General features: G+C 68.3%; 18 protein-coding genes. 5 read left to right on the top strand and 13 right to left on the bottom strand.

The window, feature by feature from the left end; all coding sequences use genetic code 11:
• Nucleotides 1-93: 93 nt before the first annotated feature.
• From proC to HNO81_RS18855, 5 genes are all read right to left on the bottom strand, one after another.
• Complete coding sequence (gene proC / locus HNO81_RS18875) at nt 94-927, bottom strand: pyrroline-5-carboxylate reductase (RefSeq protein ID WP_175319633.1); 834 nt, start codon at nt 925-927, stop codon at nt 94-96.
• Nucleotides 928-1,182: 255 nt separating this feature from the next.
• On the bottom strand, nt 1,183-2,172 hold the full coding sequence (locus HNO81_RS18870) for a Ppx/GppA phosphatase family protein (RefSeq protein WP_175319632.1): 990 nt from the start codon (nt 2,170-2,172) through the stop codon (nt 1,183-1,185).
• Between the two features lie 7 nt (nt 2,173-2,179).
• Nucleotides 2,180-2,599, bottom strand: a complete 420-nt coding sequence (locus tag HNO81_RS18865) for an SseB family protein (protein ID WP_175319631.1) — start codon at nt 2,597-2,599, stop codon at nt 2,180-2,182.
• Nucleotides 2,600-2,651: 52 nt separating this feature from the next.
• Nucleotides 2,652-5,378 carry a type I DNA topoisomerase gene (gene topA / locus HNO81_RS18860; protein ID WP_175319630.1) on the bottom strand — a complete coding sequence of 909 codons (2,727 nt, stop codon included), beginning with the start codon at nt 5,376-5,378 and terminating at the stop codon, nt 2,652-2,654.
• A 123-nt stretch (nt 5,379-5,501) separates the two neighbouring features.
• On the bottom strand, nt 5,502-7,151 hold the full coding sequence (locus HNO81_RS18855) for a methyltransferase (protein WP_175319629.1): 1,650 nt from the start codon (nt 7,149-7,151) through the stop codon (nt 5,502-5,504).
• Between the two features lie 43 nt (nt 7,152-7,194).
• Between HNO81_RS18855 and HNO81_RS18850 the strand changes: the two genes are divergently transcribed.
• Nucleotides 7,195-7,671 (top strand): hypothetical protein, encoded by a 477-nt coding sequence (locus HNO81_RS18850; protein WP_175319628.1) that lies wholly within the window; start codon nt 7,195-7,197, stop codon nt 7,669-7,671.
• Between the two features lie 49 nt (nt 7,672-7,720).
• On the top strand, nt 7,721-8,284 hold the full coding sequence (locus HNO81_RS18845) for a hypothetical protein (protein WP_254703583.1): 564 nt from the start codon (nt 7,721-7,723) through the stop codon (nt 8,282-8,284).
• Between the two features lie 43 nt (nt 8,285-8,327).
• On the opposite strand, the gene HNO81_RS18840 is transcribed toward HNO81_RS18845, so the two are convergent.
• Complete coding sequence (locus HNO81_RS18840; RefSeq protein ID WP_175319627.1) at nt 8,328-9,224, bottom strand: rhodanese-related sulfurtransferase; 897 nt, start codon at nt 9,222-9,224, stop codon at nt 8,328-8,330.
• 139 nt (nt 9,225-9,363) lie between these two features.
• Between HNO81_RS18840 and HNO81_RS18835 the strand changes: the two genes are divergently transcribed.
• Entirely contained in the window at nt 9,364-10,056 is a 693-nt protein-coding gene (locus HNO81_RS18835; RefSeq protein WP_175319626.1) for a GNAT family N-acetyltransferase, read from the top strand.
• A gap of 84 nt (nt 10,057-10,140) precedes the next feature.
• Nucleotides 10,141-12,516 (top strand): DEAD/DEAH box helicase, encoded by a 2,376-nt coding sequence (locus HNO81_RS18830; protein WP_175319625.1) that lies wholly within the window; start codon nt 10,141-10,143, stop codon nt 12,514-12,516.
• 63 nt (nt 12,517-12,579) lie between these two features.
• Here the strand turns inward: HNO81_RS18830 and HNO81_RS18825 are convergent, their stop codons facing one another.
• The 7 genes from HNO81_RS18825 to ssd form a co-directional block, all read right to left on the bottom strand.
• A complete protein-coding gene (locus HNO81_RS18825; protein WP_254703582.1) occupies nt 12,580-12,924 on the bottom strand; it encodes an Rv3654c family TadE-like protein in 345 nt (114 codons plus the stop codon).
• 35 nt (nt 12,925-12,959) lie between these two features.
• Nucleotides 12,960-13,463 (bottom strand): TadE family type IV pilus minor pilin, encoded by a 504-nt coding sequence (locus HNO81_RS18820; protein WP_371818314.1) that lies wholly within the window; start codon nt 13,461-13,463, stop codon nt 12,960-12,962.
• Complete coding sequence (locus HNO81_RS18815; protein ID WP_175319623.1) at nt 13,460-13,837, bottom strand: DUF4244 domain-containing protein; 378 nt, start codon at nt 13,835-13,837, stop codon at nt 13,460-13,462. Before HNO81_RS18815 ends, HNO81_RS18820 begins: the two co-directional genes overlap by 4 nt.
• A gap of 231 nt (nt 13,838-14,068) precedes the next feature.
• A complete protein-coding gene (locus tag HNO81_RS18810) occupies nt 14,069-14,677 on the bottom strand; it encodes a type II secretion system F family protein (RefSeq protein WP_175319622.1) in 609 nt (202 codons plus the stop codon).
• Nucleotides 14,674-15,276 (bottom strand): type II secretion system F family protein, encoded by a 603-nt coding sequence (locus HNO81_RS18805; RefSeq protein ID WP_371818313.1) that lies wholly within the window; start codon nt 15,274-15,276, stop codon nt 14,674-14,676. The genes HNO81_RS18810 and HNO81_RS18805 overlap by 4 nt, the downstream gene beginning before the upstream one ends.
• 194 nt (nt 15,277-15,470) lie before the next feature.
• Nucleotides 15,471-16,748 carry a TadA family conjugal transfer-associated ATPase gene (locus tag HNO81_RS18800; RefSeq protein ID WP_175319620.1) on the bottom strand — a complete coding sequence of 426 codons (1,278 nt, stop codon included), beginning with the start codon at nt 16,746-16,748 and terminating at the stop codon, nt 15,471-15,473.
• Nucleotides 16,745-17,779, bottom strand: coding sequence for a septum site-determining protein Ssd (ssd, locus tag HNO81_RS18795; protein WP_371818315.1), 1,035 nt, complete (start codon nt 17,777-17,779; stop codon nt 16,745-16,747). The genes HNO81_RS18800 and ssd overlap by 4 nt, the downstream gene beginning before the upstream one ends.
• Nucleotides 17,780-18,052: 273 nt before the next feature.
• Here ssd and HNO81_RS18790 point away from each other — a divergent pair, with 273 nt between their 5' ends.
• Nucleotides 18,053-19,789, top strand: coding sequence for a bifunctional 3'-5' exonuclease/DNA polymerase (locus tag HNO81_RS18790; protein ID WP_175319618.1), 1,737 nt, complete (start codon nt 18,053-18,055; stop codon nt 19,787-19,789).
• The last annotated feature ends 90 nt before the right edge of the window (nt 19,790-19,879 follow it).

The following is a 19,879-nucleotide window of genomic DNA, read 5'->3' as shown; positions in this document are numbered from 1 at the left end:
GGCGGCACAACCCCCATCAGCCGCGTTCACAACCTCAGTGGGAATTACACCTAGTTCCCCGGGCCCTCGGGCCCCTGGGCCCACGCCTGATGACTATCCGAGCTGCCTGGTGATTTCCGCAGCCCGGTCCGCTGCTGCGCGTGCGCCGGCGGCGATGATGGCCGGGATGCCCTGTTCGTCAAAGGTGGCGATCGCTCGCTCGGTGGTGCCGTTGGGGCTGGTGACGGACCTGCGCAGCACTGCCGGATCTGCACCGGGTTCGGCCAGCATGAACCCGGCCCCGGCCACGGTTTCGCGCGCCAGCAGCAGGGACAGCTCGCGGTCCAGGCCCAGTTCTTCCCCTGCGGACGCCATGGCCTCGGCCAGGTAGAAGGCGTAGGCGGGGCCGGAGCCGCTGATGGCCGAGAGCGCGTCCACCTGCTCTTCCGGGACCTCCACCACCGTTCCGGTACCCTGCAGGAGGTCCTTGACCATGTGGAGCTGTTCAGGACTGCAGTGCGTGCCGGGCGAGACGGACACGACGCCGCGGCCCAGCTTGGCGGGCGTGTTGGGCATGGTGCGGATCACCGGCTGCCCGGCGGGGAGTGCGGCCTCCAGCTGGGCGATGGACACGGCCGCTGCCACGCTGACCACCACGGTGTCCGGGGACAAGGCGGGGCTGATTTCCCTCGCCAGGTCAGTAATGCCCACCGGCTTGACGCCAAGGATGACGACGGCGGAACCCGTGGCAGCATGCCTGTTGTTGTCGGGCTCCTCCTCGCCGGCAATGGCGGTGATGCCGTGGTAGCGCCCGGCCAGTTCGGCGGCGCGTTCAGCGCGGCGGACCGTGGCCACCACATCTCCCGGATCCTTTCCTGCCTCCAGCAGGCCGCCAAGAATGGCTTCGTTCATGGATCCACAGCCAAGGAATGCGATTCGGTTGCTCATGCCTCCATCATTGCAGGACGGGGGCATTCACAGGCAACTCCCATCTTCAGCGCAGGCAGCTCACAACTTGCGGTCCTAACGTAGTTATTACCTCATTGAGGGTGCGAGTGATGCGGCAGGCATGGGGATGCCTGCCAGGGCACCGGTGGCACGGCAGCAGGTTTTCCCCCATTTTCCTGTTGCCGGCCCCGGTGCTTCCGCTTTTAACGGCCGGTTGGCTTTTTAGCGGCCAGTTGGCGGTTCGGCTCCGGTTTGCTAGGCCGTCGCCTGCGCAGGCAGCGGGCCTGCCACGTGGGGTGCCGGTTCCAGCGGCCCGGCAAACACCAGCTGGTCAAGGCGCCGCAGGATGAGCCCCTCGCGCAACGCCCAGGGGCAAATGCGGAGCTTCTTGAATTTGAACATCTCCAGGGCCGCCTCGGCCACCAGGGCGCCGGCCAGGAGCTGATGGGCGCGCGCCTCGGAGACGCCCGGCAGGTGCAACCGGTCCTCGGAACTCATGGCCGAGATCCGCTGGGTCCAGATGCCGAGGTCGGAGGCGTGCAGTTCCCTCTTGACGTAGGGTCCTTCCGCACTGGGGGCAGCACCTGCGATCCGGGCCAGGGAGCGGAACGTCTTGGACGTTCCTGCCACCACGTTGGCCCGGCCCAGGCCGTCGAATTCGCGGACGGCAGGTTTGAGCGTGGCCCTGATGTAGCGCCGCAGTTCCTTGACGCTCTTGGCCGTCGGCGGATCCTCTGGGAGCCAATCCCTGGTCAGCCGGCTGGCACCCAGCGGCACGGAGGTGGCCACTTCCGGAAGCTCGTCCTGGCCGAAGGCCATTTCGAAGGAGCCGCCGCCGATGTCCAGGTTCAGGATGGGACCGGCACCCCACCCGTGCCAGCGCCGCACCGCAAAGAACGTCATGGACGCTTCCTCGCTGCCGGTCAGTTCCTGGAGGGTCACCGTCGTTTCGTGCTTGACCCGGGCCAGGACGGCCGCTCCGTTGGTGGCTTCGCGGATGGCCGAGGTACAGAACGCCAGGAGGTCCTCGGCCTTGTGCCGGGCAGCGAATTCCCAGGCTTCCAGCACGAAATCAATCAGCTCGTGCTGGCCCTCGTCGCTGATGCTGCCGTCCGGTTCAAGGTACTGCACCAGCGACAGGGGCCGCTTGTGGGACGCAAAAGGGACCGGCTGTGCACCCGGGTGGGCGTCCACGAGGAGCAGATGGACAGTATTGGAACCGATGTCGAGGACGCCTAGACGCATGGGGACATTATTGCTCGTCAGCGCGCTTGAAGTCGCGCCTGATGTTGGCGACGCCCTCGGGGTTGATCTCGAAACCGTAGGCCGCGCCGGGGTTGATCACCATGCCAAGCTCATCGCCGATGTTGGCGATGATGGCGGCACCCTGGGTGCCCAGAACGTTGGGGGCAGCTTCCAGGTATTGCTGGTCCACCCTGGTGGGGTGGGAGAAGACGGCAAGGACGGGATCGCCGTCGGCGTTGGCAAGGACCAGCGGCTCCACCTGGGAGTCGATGCCCTCTACCGTGTCAGAGCTGATGATGTAGACCTCGCTGTTGAGGAACGACAGGATGACGTCTACCGGGTCTGCGTCCGGCTGGCCACCGGTGGCGAGCTTCTCCTCAAGGTCGTTGAGCGGCTGGAGGTCCGTGTGCGCGGGCTGTTCAGTCATTCCCCTAGCCGATCACGATCCGGTGGCCGGCGCAAACGCGCCGGCCACACGGCTACTTCTTGGCTGTTGCCTTCTTCTTGGCAGGGGCCTTGCGGGTGGTGGTCCGCTTGACGGGGCCCTTGGCGCGCTTCTCCGCCAACAGTTCCACGGCCTGCTCCCGCGTGAGTTCCTCCAGCGAGGTGGCACGGGGAACCGTGATGTTCGTGATGCCGTCCGTGATGTAGGGGCCAAAGCGGCCTTCCTTCACCACGATGTTCTTCTCGGACACCGGGTCCGGGCCGAACTCGGCCAGCGGCGGCACCGCGGCACGGGCGCCGCGCTGCTTGGGCTGCGAGTAAATCTCCAGCGCCTGTTCCAGGGTGATGGTGAAGATTTCTTCCTCGGAGCCGATGGAACGGGAGTCGGTCCCCTTCTTCAGGTACGGCCCAAACCGGCCGTTCTGGACCGTGATGAGGTTGCCTTCGGCGTCCTCCCCCAGCGCCCGGGGCAGGCTCATGAGCTGCAGCGCCTCGTCCAGGGTGACGGATTCAACCGTCATGGACTTGAAGAGCGAACCCGTGCGCGGCTTGGCCTTGATCGGCTTCTTCGGCGGCTTGGGCTTGCCGTTCTTGTAGTACTCCACCGGCTGGTTGGCCAGTTCCTCGTCGGTCATCTCAGGGATGATCTCGGTGACGTAGGCGCCGTAGCGGCCGTTCTTGGCCACCACGGTGTGTCCCGTGTGCGGATCCGCGCCCAGAACGCGTTCCTCCGGAGCCGCGGTCTCCATGAGCTCGATGGCCTTGGCGGCAGTCAGCTCGTCCGGAGCAAGGTCCTCGGGTACGTTGGCGCGCGCCGACTCCACGATTTCGCCGGTCTTCGGATCCACCACGGCGGCGGAGCTTTCCAGGTACGGGCCAAACTTGCCCACCCGGAGGGTGATCTCATCGGTGATGGGGATGGAGTTGATTTCCCGGGCATCGATCTCGCCCAGGTTGTTGACGATGCTCAACAGGCCCGGATCGGAATCCTCACCGAAGTAGAAGTGCCGCAGCCAGGAGGCGCCGGCTTCCTGGCCGTTGGCGATCTTGTCCAGGTCGCCTTCCATGTCGGCGGTGAACTCGTAATCCACGTAATCGGAGAAGTGCTGCTCCAGGAGCCGGATCACCGAGAAAGCGATCCAGCTGGGCACCAGGGCCGAGCCCTGCTTCCGGACGTAGCCGCGGTCCTGGATGGTGGAGATGGTGGAGGCGTACGTGGACGGACGCCCGATGCCCTTCTTCTCCAGCTCCGCGGTCAGCGAGGCTTCCGTGTAACGCGGCGGCGGGGACGTCTCGTGGCCCACAGCCTGGATGTCCGCGGCGGTGAGGGAGTCGTCCTTGGCCACGTTGGGCAGGCGCCGGGCTTCGTCGGAGTCGTCGTCGCCGCGGGTCTCGTCCTTGCCTTCCTCGTAGGCGGCGAGGAAGCCGGGGAAAGTGATCACGGTGCCGGAGGCGGAGAACTCGGCGTCCCGGCCGTCGCTGGACACTGCGCCCAGGCGGATGGTGGCTGTCGAGCCCTTGGCGTCGCCCATCTGCGAGGCAACCGTGCGCTTCCAAATGAGCTCGTACAGGCGGAACTCGTCGCCGGAAAGCTGCTTGGCCACCTGGGCAGGCGTACGGAAGGAGTCACCGGCGGGGCGGATGGCCTCGTGTGCTTCCTGGGCGTTGGCGGCTTTATTGGAGTAGACGCGCGGGGACTGCGGAACGTATTCGGGGCCGTACAGTTCGGAGGCCTGGCGGCGGGCTGCCGTGATGGCCTCGTCGCTCAGCGCGGAGGAGTCCGTACGCATATAGGTGATGTAGCCGTTTTCATACAGCCGCTGGGCAACCTGCATGGTGCTCTTGGAGGAGAAGCGCAGCTTGCGGCCGGCTTCCTGCTGCAGCGTGGAGGTGGTGAACGGTGCAGCCGGGCGGCGCGTGTAGGGCTTGGTGTCCACCGAGCGGACACGGAAATCGGCGCTCTGCAGCCCTGCCGCCAGGGAGGTGGCCAGTTCCTCGTTGAGGTGGGCCACGTTCCGGGAGGTGAGTTCGCCGTTGTCGTTGAAGTCGCGGCCCGTTGCCACCTTGGCGCCGTCCACGGCGGCGAGCTTGGCTTTGAAGGAGCCTGAGTCCGCGCCGAACTGGCCGGTCAGGTCCCAGTAGGAAGCAGCTTTGAAGGCCATGCGTTCGCGTTCGCGGTCCACCACCATGCGGGTGACCACGGACTGCACGCGCCCGGCGGAGAGGCCGCGGGCCACCTTGCGCCACAGGACGGGCGAGATTTCGTAGCCGTAGAGGCGGTCCAGGACGCGGCGGGTTTCCTGGGCGTCCACCAGGTCCTGGTCCACGTCGCGCAGGTTGCCCATGGCGCGCTGGATGGCTTCCTTGGTGATTTCGCCGAACGTCATCCGGTACACCGGGACCTTGGGCTTGAGTACTTCCAGCAGGTGCCACGCGATGGCCTCGCCCTCGCGGTCCCCATCGGTTGCGAGATAAAGTTCGTCGGCGTCCTTGAGGGCGGCCTTGAGCTCGGTGACCTTTTTCTTCTTGTCCGGGGACACCACGTAATAGGGCTTGAAGTCGTGGTCGATGTCCACGGCGAACTTGCCGACGGAGGTTTTCTTCAGCTCGGCGGGGAGTTCGGACGGCTGCGGCAGGTCGCGGATGTGACCGATGGAGGCCTCTACGATGAAGCCCTCGCCGAGGTACTTGGCGATGGTCTTGCTCTTGGCCGGAGACTCCACGATCACGAGTTTCTTGCCGGTTTTGGCCTTGCTTGGCACGGTGCTCCTACAGAAAAAGGTTGCTGGGGCAGATGAGCCCATGTTCGCCTAGTTCACCATATTTTGGGCAATCGTGCGCATTCATGTGGAAAAGACGGGGCTCTGTTGAGGGCTTGAGGGGGCCTATTCCAGGACGGGATTTCCGGCCGGGAGCAGGAAGCCGTCCCGGACCAGGTTGGCCACGTCGGCGAGCAGCGCACCCTGGAAAGTCCCGGCGTCGAATCCCTCACCACCGCCAAGGAGGGCCTCCAAAGCCCCGGCGATCTGCCCGGCGGTGAGGTCGCCGTCGCAGGCTGAGACAAAGCCGGCCAGCTCGGTGCTCATCAGGTTGGTGCGGCGCAGCCCGGCACCTTGCCGGAGCAGGATCACGCCGGGGTGCTCGGCGCCGGGGCGCTGGTGGCGCTCCTCTGTGACGTCGTCGGCCACCAGCAGGTGCGTGGCGGCAAGGTCATGGGCGGCCAGCCAGTCGACGCGTTCGACGGCGGCGCCCAGGTGGGGTCCGATCGGCTGCTCAATGGGGTAGGTGATTTCCTCGAAGCGGCTGATGGCCGGAGGGTTGCCGTCAGCGGGGCGGCGCAGCCAGACCATGCCGAACCCGATGCCGGCCACGTTCCGGGAGCCGAAATCCGCAAGGTAGGCGGCGTAGGCATCCCGGTAGTGCTGCCGGTCCCGGGATTCGGAGGCGTCCCGCAGCCAGGTTTCGGCGTACTGCTCCGGCGTGACCTGTTCGCGCTGGATGAACCAGGCGTCCGTACCTTGCCGCACCCACCGCTTCGGCCGCTCTTCCCAGCTGCTGCCGGCGGCGACTTCCCAGTTGCCCAGCATCTGGGCCCAGCCGCCGGGCGCCAAAATGCCGGGAAGGTCCGCCACCAGGGCGGCCACGATACCGTCGCCCGGCAGGCCGCCATCGCGGTACGTGAACTGGTCCGCCGCATCCTCACCGGCAGTGCGCGGGGTGATCACGAACGGCGGGTTGGACACCACCAGGCCGAACTCCTCCCCCGCCACCGGCTCCAGGAGCGACCCCAGGCGCAGGCTCACCCTGTCCTCAAGCCGGTCGGGGTCCACGGAGAGCGCCTCTGCGTTGAGCAGGATGTTGAACCGGGCGTAGGCCAGCGCGCGTTCGGAGATGTCGGTGGCGGTCACGTGCTGGCAGTGGTGCAGCAGGTGGAAGGCCTGGATGCCGCAGCCCGTCCCGAGGTCCAGGGCGCGCTCGGTGTGGCGGCGGATGGTGGTCTGCACCAGGGTGGTTGATGCCTGGCCGATGCCCAGGACGTGGTCGTGCCGGAGCACACCGGCCTGCTGGTGGGCAGCGAGGTCACTGGCCACCCACAGTTCCGCGCCGCCGCTGCCGTCCTCGTTCCTGTCCCAGCCGTAGGGCCGCAAATCAGCTTTCGCCATGAGCTGCCCGGAGCCGGGGACGGGCTGCACCAGCCCCAGTTCCATGAGGCCGTCGGCGCCGGTGCCCGGCAGCGCGGCGTCGAGCGTTTCCTTCTCCTGCGGCTCGGCGAGGAGCCACAGGCGGACGACGGCGGCGAGCGGCGCCGTGCCGCTGTCTTCCTGGACGGCCTGCTCCACGGCGAGCACCGCGGGAATGATCTGGTCCCGGTTCAGCGCCGCCGAGGCCTCATCTCCCAGCAGCCGCGCCACGCCGTCCAGCGTGTAGTCCAGTCCGCGCAGGTCTGCGGCGAGGGTGGACAGCAGGGCGGGAAGGTCGCTCCGGGGAGCATCGGGAGTATTTCCGGCGGTGAACTCATAACGGGATCCAGGCATCGCCCAAGTTTAGTCCGGGGTTGCTGCGGGGTACGGTGGTCCCATGCCTTCCCGCCTCCCCGTCCTTCTGCGCGCCCGCACGGCAGCCGCAGTGGTCCGCCGTTCGCTGCCGGGAACCGTGCTTGGCGCGGCCCTGTGCCTGGCCGTGGCCGGGTGCTCCCCGGTGAAGTCAGTGGAAAACGCGAACGTTCCCCAGTGGCGGGCCACCGCAATGCCTTCGTCGCCGGCGGGCGTGGTGCTGCAGGATTCCGGAAAAATCCTCAACCGGGACCGGATCGTGCAGGAGGCCGCCATGGTGCCCGCCGGCAGCTACACGCTCACGGCGGTGTGCGACGGCACCGGCAAGGCATTCTTCGCCGTGTCCCTGGACGGCAAGGCCATCACGGAAGCGGGGGCTGCGTGCAACGGCCGGCAGGAAACCGCAAAAGTCGTCCTCCCTGCCGCCGGCCGCGTACAAATCAGCAGCTCCAGCGTGGACGCCCCGCTGCTCTACGCCTACCAGTTGGCGCCGGCGCAATAGGTCCCGTCCGGCTCTGGCCGGGCGCGCGCTGCGGGCTTAGAGTCTGACTATGCCCAGCGTGCGGGGAATCCCCGCGCTCCTTCCCGAAGGGACAGCACGGGCGGCCCTGGCACCGAAGCCTGGCGCCGCCGTCGCCCTTGGACTCGTGCTGGCGGCCGGGGCGCTGGTTGGCTGTGAATACACGTACGACGACGGCCGGGCCGGCAGCACGCAGGGCACCGCGACCATTGCCCCGGCACCTGCATTCACCCGCGACCCGCTGCAGCAGGATCCAGTCAGCGAAGCGCAACTGGATGACTGGGTATCCCGGGCCCTTCCGGGCACCACCGCCCCCGTGGTCCAGGAAGACGCCGGACTCCTGGCGGCCGGGGAGGACCGGCTGGTCCCGTCACCGGTGCTGGAAACCGGAACCTACATCCTGTCCATCGCCTGCCGCAGCCAGCGCCGGGTGACCTTCACGGTCCGCACCGAGACCCTCACCCTGGTGGACCTGGCCCTGCGGTGCGGCATTAACCGTGAGAACGTCATCTACATGTCCACGGACAGCGTCCTCACGGTCAGGATGGAGGCCCGGACCGCGGCGAACTATGCGTTCCGGGTGCACAGGCTCTGAGACCGGACGGCGGGCTGCCGGGTTGCCCTGTGGACTGCCTTGTTTAGGCCGCCGTGCAGCCTTCCGGGCAGCGGAGTGTGTCCGGGCTTGCGGCGCACTCGGCACAGTACAGGGTCAGGGTGCGGCAGCTCGGGTTGGAGCAGTTCTCGAATTTACTGGTGGGCGCCGAGCAGCGGGCGCACTGGCCAATGGTTTTTGCGTCCTCGCTGAACTCCAGGTGCATGCGCTTGTCAAAGACGTACAGCGAGCCTTCCCAGAGCCCCTGGTCCTTGAACGCCTCGCCATACCGGACAATCCCGCCGTCCAGCTGGTACACCTCTTTGAAGCCGCGGTTTACCATGAGGCTTGACAGCACCTCGCAGCGGATACCGCCGGTGCAGTAGGTCACCACCGGTTTGTCCTTCAAGGCGTCGTACTTGCCGGACTCCAGCTCCTTGATGAAGTCATGGGTGGTGGCGACGTCCGGAACAACGGCGTCCTTGAACCGGCCGATCTGGGCTTCGAAGGCGTTCCGGCCGTCGAAGAAGACCACGTCTTCGCCGTCCTTCTTCCTGGCGTCAACGAGTTCGTGGAGTTCCTCCGGCTTCAGGTGCTTTCCGCCGCCCACCACGCCGCCGGCGTCAACCTTGAGCTCTCCGGGCGCTCCGAAGGAAACGATCTCGTCGCGCACTTTGACGCTGAGCCGCGGGAAGTCCTCTGCCCCGCCGTCGGACCATTTGACGTCGATGCCGCGGAACCCGGCGTACTCGCGGGTGGTCTTGACGTATTGCTTGACGGCGCCGATCTCCCCGCCCACGGTGGCGTTGATCCCGTCCCTGGAAATGAGGATGCGTCCGGTCAGGCCCAGCTTCTCGCACAGGGCACGCTGCCAGAGGCGGACGGCGTCCGGGTCAGCGACGGGGGTAAAGCCGTAAAAGAGCACAATCTTGTTCAAAGCCACGTATTTAAGGGTACCGGCTGCACTCCCGGGCCGGTCCTGCCATGGCTGGGGAGGGACCTGGGCCCGGGCCGTATCACAATTGCATAAGCACTTCCGCACCCCCTGTTGCTGGCGAACGGGCTGGAATAGTGTTCTTGCCATGAGCCCGGAAACCCTGGTTGAAGACATCACTGGCCTGCTCGAGGTGTGGGTTGCCGGCTGGGCCGGATGCCGCGGCTACCGGACCTCCACGGAGGGCCGCTTTCCCGCCGCGCTGCGTTCCGACACGAACGGCGAGTGGGAAGTCTTCGCATCCGAACCCACCGATGACGAGTTCGCCGCCCTCGCGGCCAGGACGGCTGAATCCCCGGCCCGGGTCCTGACCGTCCTCACCAACGACCCCCCACGCTACGCAGCACTGGCCGCCAGGCAGGGGCTGAACGTCACGTCCGATGCGCAGACGATGATGATTGTGGATATGGAGACGCAGGACGCCGAGGACCCCTGGCTGTCCGACGACGACCTGAGCCTGTCCACATACGAGCAGGACGGCGTCCACTATGCGGAGGTCCGCTCCGGCGACGCCCTCGCGGCCAGTGGCAGGGTGTTCGTGGTGGGTGACACCGCCGTGTTCGACAAAATCATCACGGAGCCGGCCTTCCAGCGCAGGGGCCTGGGCAGCTTCATCATGCGCGCCTTGGCCGCCCAGGCGTTCGGGCACGATGTCCGCGCCGGCCTGCTCCTGGCCTCCCTTGACGGGCAAAAGCTGTACTCCCACCTTGGCTGGACCACGGTGGCCCGGGTCCTGATGCTCTCGGCGTCCCACGACGGGGCGGACCTCTCCCTGAGCTGAGCGGGTCCAGCCTGGGCCTGCCGTTTGTTTTCCCCGTGGCGAACCACGGGCAGGCGGCTCACTGGCGGGTGGAAGAATGGTGGGGTGAACCCCCATGACTCCCTGATTCCCTTACTGGGCCGCGGCCCGGAACCGGAACAGCTGCGTCATGTCCGCACCATACCTGCCCGCGAGGCAGTCCACGCGTCCTGGCCTGATTGGGTTCACCCGGACATTGCCGCGGCCTACGGCACGTTGGGTATCCGTGAGCCGTACAAGCACCAGGTTGATGCGGCCAATGCGGCCCATTCGGGCCGGCATGTTGTGGTGGCCACCGGCACGGCGTCCGGGAAGTCGCTGGCCTACCAGCTGCCGGCGCTGGATGCGATCCACCGGTCGGAACTGCGTGTGTTGGCTGAGCCGGGAAAGATCCACGACGACGGCGCGGTCACCCTGTATTTGTCCCCCACCAAGGCGCTGGCCGCGGACCAGCTAAACGCCATCCGCGCCCTGAAGCTGCCCACGGTCCGGGCAGAAACCTATGACGGCGACACCGACCCTTCGGCCCGCCGGTGGATCAGGGACCACGCCAACTTCATCCTGGCCAACCCGGACATGCTGCACTTCGGCATCCTTCCCAACCATGCGTGGTGGGCCGGTTTCTTCCGCCGGCTTCGGTACGTCATCGTGGACGAGGCGCACAGCTACCGGGGCGTCTTCGGATCACACGTGGCCAACCTGATGCGGCGGCTCCGCCGGATCTGCGCCTATTACGGTGCCGGAAGCGCCTTCCCCGAGCCCGTGTTCATCGCTGCCTCCGCCACCGCTTCCGAACCCGAGGTCTCCTTCTCGCGGCTCATCGGTGCGCCGGTCACCGCAGTGTCCCAGGACTGTTCACCGCACGGAGCCACCACGGTGGCACTGTGGGAACCGGCGCTGACCGATATCAGGGGCGAGAACGGGGCCAAGGAGCGGCGCACCGCCGTCGCCGAAACCTCTGACCTTCTGGCCAACCTGGTGTCCGCCCGGATCCGCACCATCGCGTTCATCAAATCCCGCCGCGGAGCAGAAACCATCTCCGCCATCACCAAGCGGCTTCTTGACGAGGTGGATCCCAGCCTCCCGCAGCGGGTGGCCGCCTACCGGTCGGGGTATCTGCCGGAGGAGCGCCGGGCCGTGGAGAAGGCCCTGCGTTCCGGCCAGCTGCTGGGCGTTTCCAGTACCTCCGCCCTTGAGCTGGGGATCGACATTTCGGGCCTGGACGCCGTCCTGGTGGCCGGCTGGCCCGGCACCAGGGCATCACTGTTCCAGCAGATCGGCCGGGCCGGCCGGGCCGGCCAGGATGCCATCGCCGCGTTTGTGGCCAGCGATGATCCCCTGGACACGTTCCTGGTGAACCATCCCGAAGCCATTTTCGATGTCTCGGTGGAGGCGACGGTCTTCGACCCCTCCAATCCCTATGTCCTGGGACCACACCTGTGCGCGGCGGCCGCTGAGCTTCCCCTGGGGCCGGGCGAGCTGGACCTTTTTGGATCCACCGCCGAAAAGCTCCTGGACCGGCTGGTTGCGCAGGGCTACCTCCGTCGGCGGCCCGCGGGCTGGTTCTGGACGCACTCGCAGAGCGCGGCGGGGATGGTCAACCTGCGGGCGGACGGCGGCGGCCCGGTCAGCATCGTGGACTCGGAGACGGGCTCCCTCCTGGGGACCATGGACTCGCCGCAGACGCACTACCAGGCCCACACCGGAGCCGTGTATGTCCATCAGGGCGACACCTATGTCGTGGAGGACCTGAACGAGGACGACCACTGCGTCATGGTCCGCCGGTCCAACCCCGACTACTACACGACAGCACGTGACGTCACCCAGATCGAGGTCCTGGAAACCTTGCGGACCATGGAGTGGGGCGACATTACCGTCCACTTCGGCGACGTCAAGGTAACCACCCAGGTTGTCTCTTTCCAGCGAAAGGCCCTGATCTCCAACGAGGTGCTGGGCGAGGAGCCGCTTGAGCTCGGGGCACGGGACCTGTTCACCAAGGCGGTGTGGTTCGTGGTGGACAACCGCTCCCTGACCGGCGCCGGCCTCATTGAGGCGCAGTTCCCGGGCGCCCTGCACGCCGCTGAACACGCCGCGATAGGCCTCCTGCCGCTGGTGGCGTCCAGCGACCGGTGGGACATTGGCGGAGTCTCCACTGCCCTGCATGCCGATACCGGAGTGCCCACCATCTTCGTGTACGACGGGCACCCCGGCGGAGCCGGCTTTGCGGAACGGGGATTCGACAAAGCCAGGGTCTGGCTGGCAGCGACCCGCGATGCCATCAAGGCCTGCGAATGCGATTTCGGCTGCCCTTCCTGTGTGCAGTCCCCCAAGTGTGGAAACAAGAACAATCCGCTGGACAAGGCAGCCGCCGTCACCCTCCTGGACGTTCTGCTCAAGGACGCCACCGAGGCCACACCGGCGGGTCTGGATGCCAGGAGCTGACACCCGCCCGAGGCCATGGCGCCCTTGGTGCTCCCGTTTGCTCCTGGTTGCTCCCGTTTGCTCCTAGGGCGGCGGCCCTGCGCGGGCACGCCCGGTGGCGGCACCCAGCAGTGTCCGCTCACCGAGCTCAGTGCGCACCTCGACCGTCTGTCCCGGGCCTGCGGAGCAACTAAGGACCGTTGCGGTGTGGCGCGCGGCCACGTCCACGGCCACGGCGCAGGGTTCCCCGGTGGTGATGCCCCGGAGGGCATCCGCCGCGGCTAGAGCTGCCAGGTCCGCTGCCGCCGCGGCCCGGCTGGCCAGCACCGCGGACTGGGCCAACAGCAGCAGGACGGCCATGGCTGCCATGACCACCATTGCCAGCCCCGCGGCCAGAAGGGTCCCCGAACCGCGCTCCGGGCCGTCCATGGCGCTCCGCCTCACCTGATACCCCCGGCAAAGCATCACCTGACACCGCCGGAAACGCTTGGTCCGCTGCCGGCGGCGCCGGTCCCGGCTGCTCCGGTCCCCGCGATCTCGCTGCGGGTGGAGGCGCTGGCGGTGAGCGTCCATGGAATGGACGCGCCCAGGGGCCCCGGCACACGGTCTGTGACGGTGATGCTGAACCACCCGCCGTCGGCGGTAATGGATGCGGTTGCCGAGCCTCCGGCGAGCGCCCTGACAGACCGTTCCACGTCCGCCGGGTCATCGCCCCGGGCCAGGGCCCTGGCACCCGCCCGCGCCCCTTCTTCGATTCGCAGTTGCGTCATGCCTGCGGCGGCTCCGGCAAGCAGCATGGCCAGCAGTGCCAGCACGGCGGGCAGTGCGACGGCAAACTCCGCCGTCACGGTCCCCTGGGCATCCGCGGTCTTGTCCGCGGGGTCCGAAAATCCATGGCTGCAGGTCACGCCGCCACCCGCCGCGGTGAGGGGCGTCCGGAACGGCAGCACCTCCGCTGGTTGCGTCACGGCAGCGCCAAGGCAGTGCGGATGAGGTTGAGAAGAAAGCCCCGCACCTCATCGCTGCGCAGGATAAACACCAAAAGGCCGGCGAAGCCCACCGCGGCGAGGGTGGCAATGGCGTATTCCGCCGTTGCCATGCCGGCTTCCGAGCCCAGCAGCCTGATGCTCCTCCGGCCCTTGAGGTTGCTTCCCGCACCGGGGTACAGCTCCACCACGTTGCAGGGCGCCACGGCGGGTCCCGTCACGGGTTCCCCCGGCACCCGTACCGGCGGGACGGGCCCGCGGCTGGCCGTAGTCCTTGGCCTGGAGGCACCCGCCCGGGAAAGGACCGGCGCCGACATTCCGGCGGAGTAATGGCTGCGGTAATGGTTGATGGACATGTGGTTCCCTTCCGTAGGTGCCGGTGGTTTTCCCGGCTGTCATGACTCTTCCCGGCAGCTGCGTGGCCGGTAAGTGGAGAGCCTGGCTAAGTGGAAAAGCTTCGCCGCCCCGGCATTGTGGAGGAGGAGACGGATCCCGGCGCCGGGTACGGCGGCCAGCATCGCTGCGAAGGGGCGGCCGGGCGTGGCACATCGAGGTAGCAGCCAGCAGCGCCAGGAGCGCCGGCTGCGTTAGGAGCCGGACGGTACCAGTGCCAACAGCACCGGGACCACGCCAAGGCAGATGAAGGCCGGCAGTGAGCACAGGCCCAAGGGAACCACCAGTTTTACCCCGAGCGAGGCAGCCCGCTTCTCTGCTGCCCGGAACCGCTCCCGCCGGAGCCTCGCCGCCTGGGCATAGAGGATCGCCGACGACGGTGCGCCGGTGAGCGCGGCGAAGCCCAGCGCGTCCCGCAGTTCGAGAATTTCGGGGATCCGAACGGCGGAGCTGCGCCACGCCGTTTCCCAGTCAGCGCCAATGGCCAGTGCCGAAACCACCGGCCGCAGGGAGTCCCGGTACTCAGGTGCAGCCGAAGCAGCCACCAGGTCGAGCGCCCGCCCAACTCCGGCGCCCGCGTCCAGCATGGCCGCCATCAGTTCGAGCATCATGGCCGTGTCCTTCAGGCCGCTGCCGGACCAAACGTCCTCTCCCGTGGCGCCTGGTGCCAGCCGCTCCCCAGTGGCAGGAGGAAACGCTCCGCGCAGCCGACGGCGCGGACCGCTGTTGCTGGAACAGGCAAGCCAGGCGCCGGCGGCAAGCAGCAGGAACAGGGCCAGGGCGGGGGCCCATCCCGAGCTCATGGTGCCCCGGCCCCCGCAGCCGCCACAACCAGCCGCGCGGACCAAGCCCTTCCCACCACGGTGAGGACCAGGCCACCCACCAGGGCAGCCAGTCCAAGAGGCGTCCCCAACAAGGTGGCCAGGGGATCAACGCCCAGGGCGGTTCCCAGACCCAGCCCCATCAAGGGCAGCCAGGTCAGCAGCTGCACGGTGGCCTTGGGGCCTGCAAGGGCGGTCTGCCGGGCGGCGTCTGCGTCATCCTCCGCTTCCAGCTGAGCCGCGAACCTGGTCAGGACGTCGGCGAGCGGACATCCGCTGGCCTCGGCAATGTCAAAGCACGCGGCCAGCTCCAGCCAGGTTCTTGCTTCCCTGTCCCGGAGCGGGAACGCCGTGGAGACCGTACGCCGGATGATCCCGGAAACGGGAGCTCCGGTGGCGGCGGCCGCACGCGCGGCCACCAGGACGGAAGCTGAGCCATCGGACAGCAAGGTTTTGGGGAGCGGTGCACGCCCACGCGCAGGCTGCCCGCGTCTCCCTTCGCCGTAAACCATCCACAGCTCGTCCCAGAGCCGCGCGGGCGTCCGTCCGCCGCGGAGCAGCGCCGCGAGCTGCTGCACCACCAGGGTCAGTCCGGGTCCCCGCTTCGTGGCCGCGCTCCCTCCAGCGTTCCTGGGCCAGGGCAGGACAAGGCGCTTCCGGGCAGCGGGCGCGTTCGTCCTGTGGCCAGTTGCCGCACGCAGCCTCGACGCCGCGTGCTGGGGCGGCCTAAGGAGCAGGAGCGCGGCACTGCAGAGGAGCACAGTGAAGAGGGCCGTCACAGGGTTGCCCCGGGATCCATTCCCACCCGGATTGCCAGTGCCGGCCAGGCGGGACCCGGGATGCCTGCTTCCTCAATGGCCGGCACCACGGCCAGTCCTTGCGGGCCATCGGTAATGAGTCCAACGCACAGGACTTCCCTGCCCTTTGCGGTCCTGCCCACGTGGATGACAACGTCGAGGGCGCTGGCGGCCTGAAGCCGCACCGCCTCCGGGCCCAGCCCGGCGAGCGCGCCGAGGGCGTTGAGCCTGGCGGGGACAGCGGCTGCGGTGTTCGCGTGGATGGTTCCGCCGCCGCCGCTATGCCCGGTATTCATCGCGGTCAGCAGTTCGCGGACTTCGGCGCCCCGGCACTCCCCCACCACCAGCCTGTCCGGACGCATGCGCAGGGCCTGGCGGACCAGCTCACCCAAGTCCACTGCTCCGCCTCCTTCGAGGTTTCCGTGGCGTGATTCCAGGACCACCACGTGGGGGTGGACTGGGTTGAGTTCGGCCGCGTCCTCGATGAGCACCAGCCGTTCGTCCCCGGAACAGAGGCCCAGCAGGGTGGAAAGCAGCGTGGTCTTTCCGGAACCTGTGGCACCGCTGACCAGGAAACTCAGTTTCCGCTCCACGATCCTTTCCAGCACCGTCTGCACCCACCCGCCGAACATGCCGCCCGTGCGCAGCTCCGCCATGCTGAACACCCGCTCCCTGCGGATCCGGACGCTCAACAGCGTCCCGGACGTGGACACCGGCGGCAACACGGCGTGGACACGGTAGCCGCCGGCAAGCCTGACATCGACGCACGGTGATCCGTCGTCCAGGCGGCGTCCCCCTGCGGCCACCAGCCGGCAGGCCAGTGCGCGCAGCTGGGCCTCGCCGTCGAACACGACAGGTACGCGCTCGATGCCCCGGCCACGGTCCACCCACACGGAGTCGGGGGCGTTGACGAAGATGTCCGTAACGGCAGGATTCCGGGTGAGCTCCTGCAGCGGGCCCAGCCCGTTGAGCTCGGCACTGATCCGTTCCACTGCGGCAAGGGCTCCGGCAGTGCCCAGCAGCTTGCCGGTAGCCTGCACCGCCGCCGCGACGCGGGAGGGGGTCACCGCCCCTGCCTCGGCCATCATCGATTCACGGACTGATTCCAGCAGTCCGGAATCAACAGCCCGGCCCCTCCCGCCGGCTTCACTTCCCCGCACGTGCCGGACTGTCTGGTTCGCTTCAAGGATCCGGGCGCTGCGCCGGGTGCCCGGTTCCCGGGCCGAAGCTGAGGGTGTGCCGGGCGGCTGCCTCATGCCCCATCCCCCGTCCGCAGGTCCGCACCGAGCCAGTCACGTACCGCGGCGGCGAAGTGCCGGATGGTCCGCCGCCTCCCGAGATCCAGCAGGCGGCCCGATTCCATGGCCCCCGCGACCGCCCGCAGTTCGGGAATGCGGCCCTGGACCGGCAGCCCTACGGCGTCGGCAATCAGGGAAGTGTCCAGCGCGGCACCCGGCCGCCGCCGGACCAGCAGGGCAGCCTCCACGGGCGGGAGTTCCTGCAGCAGGCGCACCGCCGCCACTGCCGCCCTCAACTGCGCCGGAACCACCACCAGGATCCGGTCGCAGTCCCAAGCCACCGTCTGGAGCGGTTCAGCGCCCCGTCCCACATCCACAACCACCAGTTCAAAGCCACGGCGGGCAGCATCAAGCACACCCGCTGCGGCGTCAGCAGGAACAGGGACCGGCTGCTCCCTGGTGGCTGGCCAGGACAGGAACGAAAAGCCGCCGGCCACGGGGAGGGAGTCAGAAAGCTGGAGCGGATCGATGCTGCCCCTTGCCTCCGCGAGATCCGGCCAGCGCAACCCCGGGTTGTCCTCAGCGGCGAGCGCCAGTTCCAGGCCACCACCCCAGGGGTCGCCGTCTGCCAGCAGGACCCGCACCCCCAGCACCGCCGCTGCCTGGGCGATCCAGATCGCGGCGGTGGTGGCCCCGGCCCCGCCGCAGCCTCCGGTGACGCCCAGGACCAGGCCACCGGGGCCTGGGGACCGCGACCGGCTGAGATGATCCGCCAGCCAGGCAGCGGCATCAGGCAGCACGGCAACACGTTCGGCGCCCAGGGCTGCGGCAAGGTGCCAGAGGCTGTCGCCCTCGCCGTCGAGCCCCACCATAACCGCAGGCGTACGGCGCCGCGGCGGCAGCTCCCGCACATCGCTGCCTACCAGGACGGCTGACGCGGCATCCCAATATCGTCCGCCCTCCGCTGCGTCCGCAACCACGCGCAGCTGGGCCCCGGCCGCTGCCACAATGCGTTCCACTTCGGCGCGGAGGACAGCCGAGGAGGTCACCAACAGCACCCCGCCCGGAGCGTCCGGCACCGAACCGGACGGCAATGAACCCCCAGGCAGCCAGGCGGCACCGGATTCCGGTCTGTCCGGCAGCGGAACGCGGGATGGTGGCCGCCGGTCTGTGTCCGCGGCCTGCCCGGGTCCGGGTAGCGGTGCCTTCAGCTGATGCCTGCTCATGGGGCCACTCTGCCGCGGCTGCAACAGCCACATAAGGGGAAACATCCCTTATGTGGACAAACAGGCCAAGCACCTGGAACAGGGCACAATGGGAGCATGTACCTGCTGCTCGCCGCCCACCCCCGCGGCGCGGCACTGCAGGAACTGGCACAGGACGGCCAACCCCAGCCAGCCAACCCCGAGCCCCGGGTGGTGGCACGTGGGGAACTTGCCGCCGTCGTCCGTGAACTGGAGGCCCGGCGCCCCGGCGGGCAGCCGCCGCGCTGGATCTGGCACCGGACGCAGGACTGGTACCCCGTGCTGCTCGCCTCGGGCGTCGAGGTGGAGCGCTGCTATGACGTCACACTGTGCGGCAACATCCTGGCGTTCTCGCAGTTCAGCGCCCACACGGACTACGCCCGGAAGACCGACAGGGTCCCGGTGGAGGATCCCATGCTTCCGCCGAAGACGCTGTTGCCGCCGCGTCCACCGGCAGACCAGGGCGCGCTGTTCGACGATCCAGCGTCCACGCCGGCACCGGGGTGGGGGCTGGATGACCTCCGCGCCGAGTACGCCGCCCAGCAAAGCGCCCTGGCAGCAGTGGGGACGGGGGAGAACCGCCGGAATCGTCTGCAACTCCTGCTGGCGGCTGAATCGGCGGCCGCCATGGTGGCTGCGGAGATGCAGCACGCCGGCGTCCCCTGGCGGGAGGACCTGCACGAGCAGATTCTGGTGGACCACCTGGGGCCCCGGCCGCCCGTTGGGCAGCGTCCGCAAAGGCTGGAGGCGCTGGCGGCGGAACTGCGCACCCTGCTCAGCTCCCCGGGACTGAATCCCGACTCCCCGCAGGAGCTCATGCGGGCTCTGCACCGCAACGGCATCGAGGTCAAGAGCACCCGGAAATGGGAGCTCCGGGAGTCAAGCCACCCCGTCATCGAGCCTCTGCTTGAGTACAAGAAGCTTTCCCGCCTCCACACGGCCAACGGCTGGTCCTGGCTGGACGCATGGGTGGACGGCGGACGGTTCCGCCCCGAGTACGTAGTGGGCGGAGTTGTTTCCGGCCGCTGGGCGTCCCGGGGCGGGGGCGCGCTCCAGATCCCGCGCCAGGTCCGCGGTGCGGTGCATGCAGACCCGGGCCACAAGCTGATCGTCGCGGACGCCTCGCAACTGGAACCCCGTGTCCTGGTGGCCCTGGCCCAGGATTCCACCATGGCCGAAGCGGCACGGGACCAGGACCTCTATGCCGGCATCGCCGCCAAGGGCTTCGGCGGGGACCGGGCCAAGGCGAAAATGGCGCTGCTGGGTGCCATGTATGGCGCCACCTCCGGCGAGGCGGGGCGCCTGATGCCGCAGCTGGCGCGCACCTATCCGCGGGCCGTCGATTTTGTGGAGCGGGCGGCGCGGGCGGGTGAGGCCGGCGGGACAGTGACCACCCGCCTGGGCCGGAGCAGCCCGCCGCCCTCGGAACGGTGGTTCCTGAGCCAGCGGTCCAGCACCGCCGAAGAGCAGCGCCGTGCGGAGTCCATCGCCCGCTCCCGGGGGCGCTTCACCCGCAACTTCGTGGTCCAGGGCTCCGCGGCGGACTGGGCGGCCTGCTGGCTTGCGGAATTACGACGGCGCCTGCGCACCTTGGCGACGGCGGGAACCGGCGGCAGCGGCGGGGCAGCCCGGGCTGAGTTGGTCTTCTTCCTGCACGATGAGGTGATGGTGCATGCGCCCGCGGACAGAGTGGACGCCTGTATTGCCGCCATTGAGGAATCAGCCGTGGCGGCGAAGGAGCTGCTGTTCGGGCAGATCCCGGTGGAATTCCCGGTGAGCCTGGCCGTCGTCGACTCCTATGACCTGGCCAAATAGCAGCGCCGCGCGGGTAGCGAAATCCTGCCAACGAGATGCAAGGTAACCTACCCGGCAGTAGGTCGACGGGTGCTGTGCCGGCGGTTACAG

This window comes from Pseudarthrobacter sp. C4D7 (assembly GCF_013359725.1).
In the GTDB taxonomy this organism is placed as follows: domain Bacteria; phylum Actinomycetota; class Actinomycetes; order Actinomycetales; family Micrococcaceae; genus Arthrobacter.
Note: the sequence above shows the minus strand (reverse complement) of the source record. Positions and strands in the feature narration are given on the sequence as shown.

What these genes read in the sequence shown, in the direction of transcription:
- HNO81_RS18810 (WP_175319622.1), bottom strand. Translation starts at nt 14,677, where the DNA reads ATGAGCTCGGGATGGGCCCCCGCCCTGGCCCTGTTCCTGCTGCTTGCC.
- HNO81_RS18870 (WP_175319632.1), bottom strand. Translation starts at nt 2,172, where the DNA reads ATGCGTCTAGGCGTCCTCGACATCGGTTCCAATACTGTCCATCTGCTC.
- HNO81_RS18800 (WP_175319620.1), bottom strand. Translation starts at nt 16,748, where the DNA reads ATGAGGCAGCCGCCCGGCACACCCTCAGCTTCGGCCCGGGAACCGGGC.
- HNO81_RS18855 (WP_175319629.1), bottom strand. Translation starts at nt 7,151, where the DNA reads ATGCCTGGATCCCGTTATGAGTTCACCGCCGGAAATACTCCCGATGCT.
- HNO81_RS18790 (WP_175319618.1), top strand. Translation starts at nt 18,053, where the DNA reads ATGTACCTGCTGCTCGCCGCCCACCCCCGCGGCGCGGCACTGCAGGAA.
- HNO81_RS18825 (WP_254703582.1), bottom strand. Translation starts at nt 12,924, where the DNA reads ATGGACGGCCCGGAGCGCGGTTCGGGGACCCTTCTGGCCGCGGGGCTG.
- HNO81_RS18815 (WP_175319623.1), bottom strand. Translation starts at nt 13,837, where the DNA reads ATGTCCATCAACCATTACCGCAGCCATTACTCCGCCGGAATGTCGGCG.
- HNO81_RS18835 (WP_175319626.1), top strand. Translation starts at nt 9,364, where the DNA reads ATGAGCCCGGAAACCCTGGTTGAAGACATCACTGGCCTGCTCGAGGTG.
- proC (WP_175319633.1), bottom strand. Translation starts at nt 927, where the DNA reads ATGAGCAACCGAATCGCATTCCTTGGCTGTGGATCCATGAACGAAGCC.
- HNO81_RS18845 (WP_254703583.1), top strand. Translation starts at nt 7,721, where the DNA reads ATGCCCAGCGTGCGGGGAATCCCCGCGCTCCTTCCCGAAGGGACAGCA.
- HNO81_RS18850 (WP_175319628.1), top strand. Translation starts at nt 7,195, where the DNA reads ATGCCTTCCCGCCTCCCCGTCCTTCTGCGCGCCCGCACGGCAGCCGCA.
- HNO81_RS18865 (WP_175319631.1), bottom strand. Translation starts at nt 2,599, where the DNA reads ATGACTGAACAGCCCGCGCACACGGACCTCCAGCCGCTCAACGACCTT.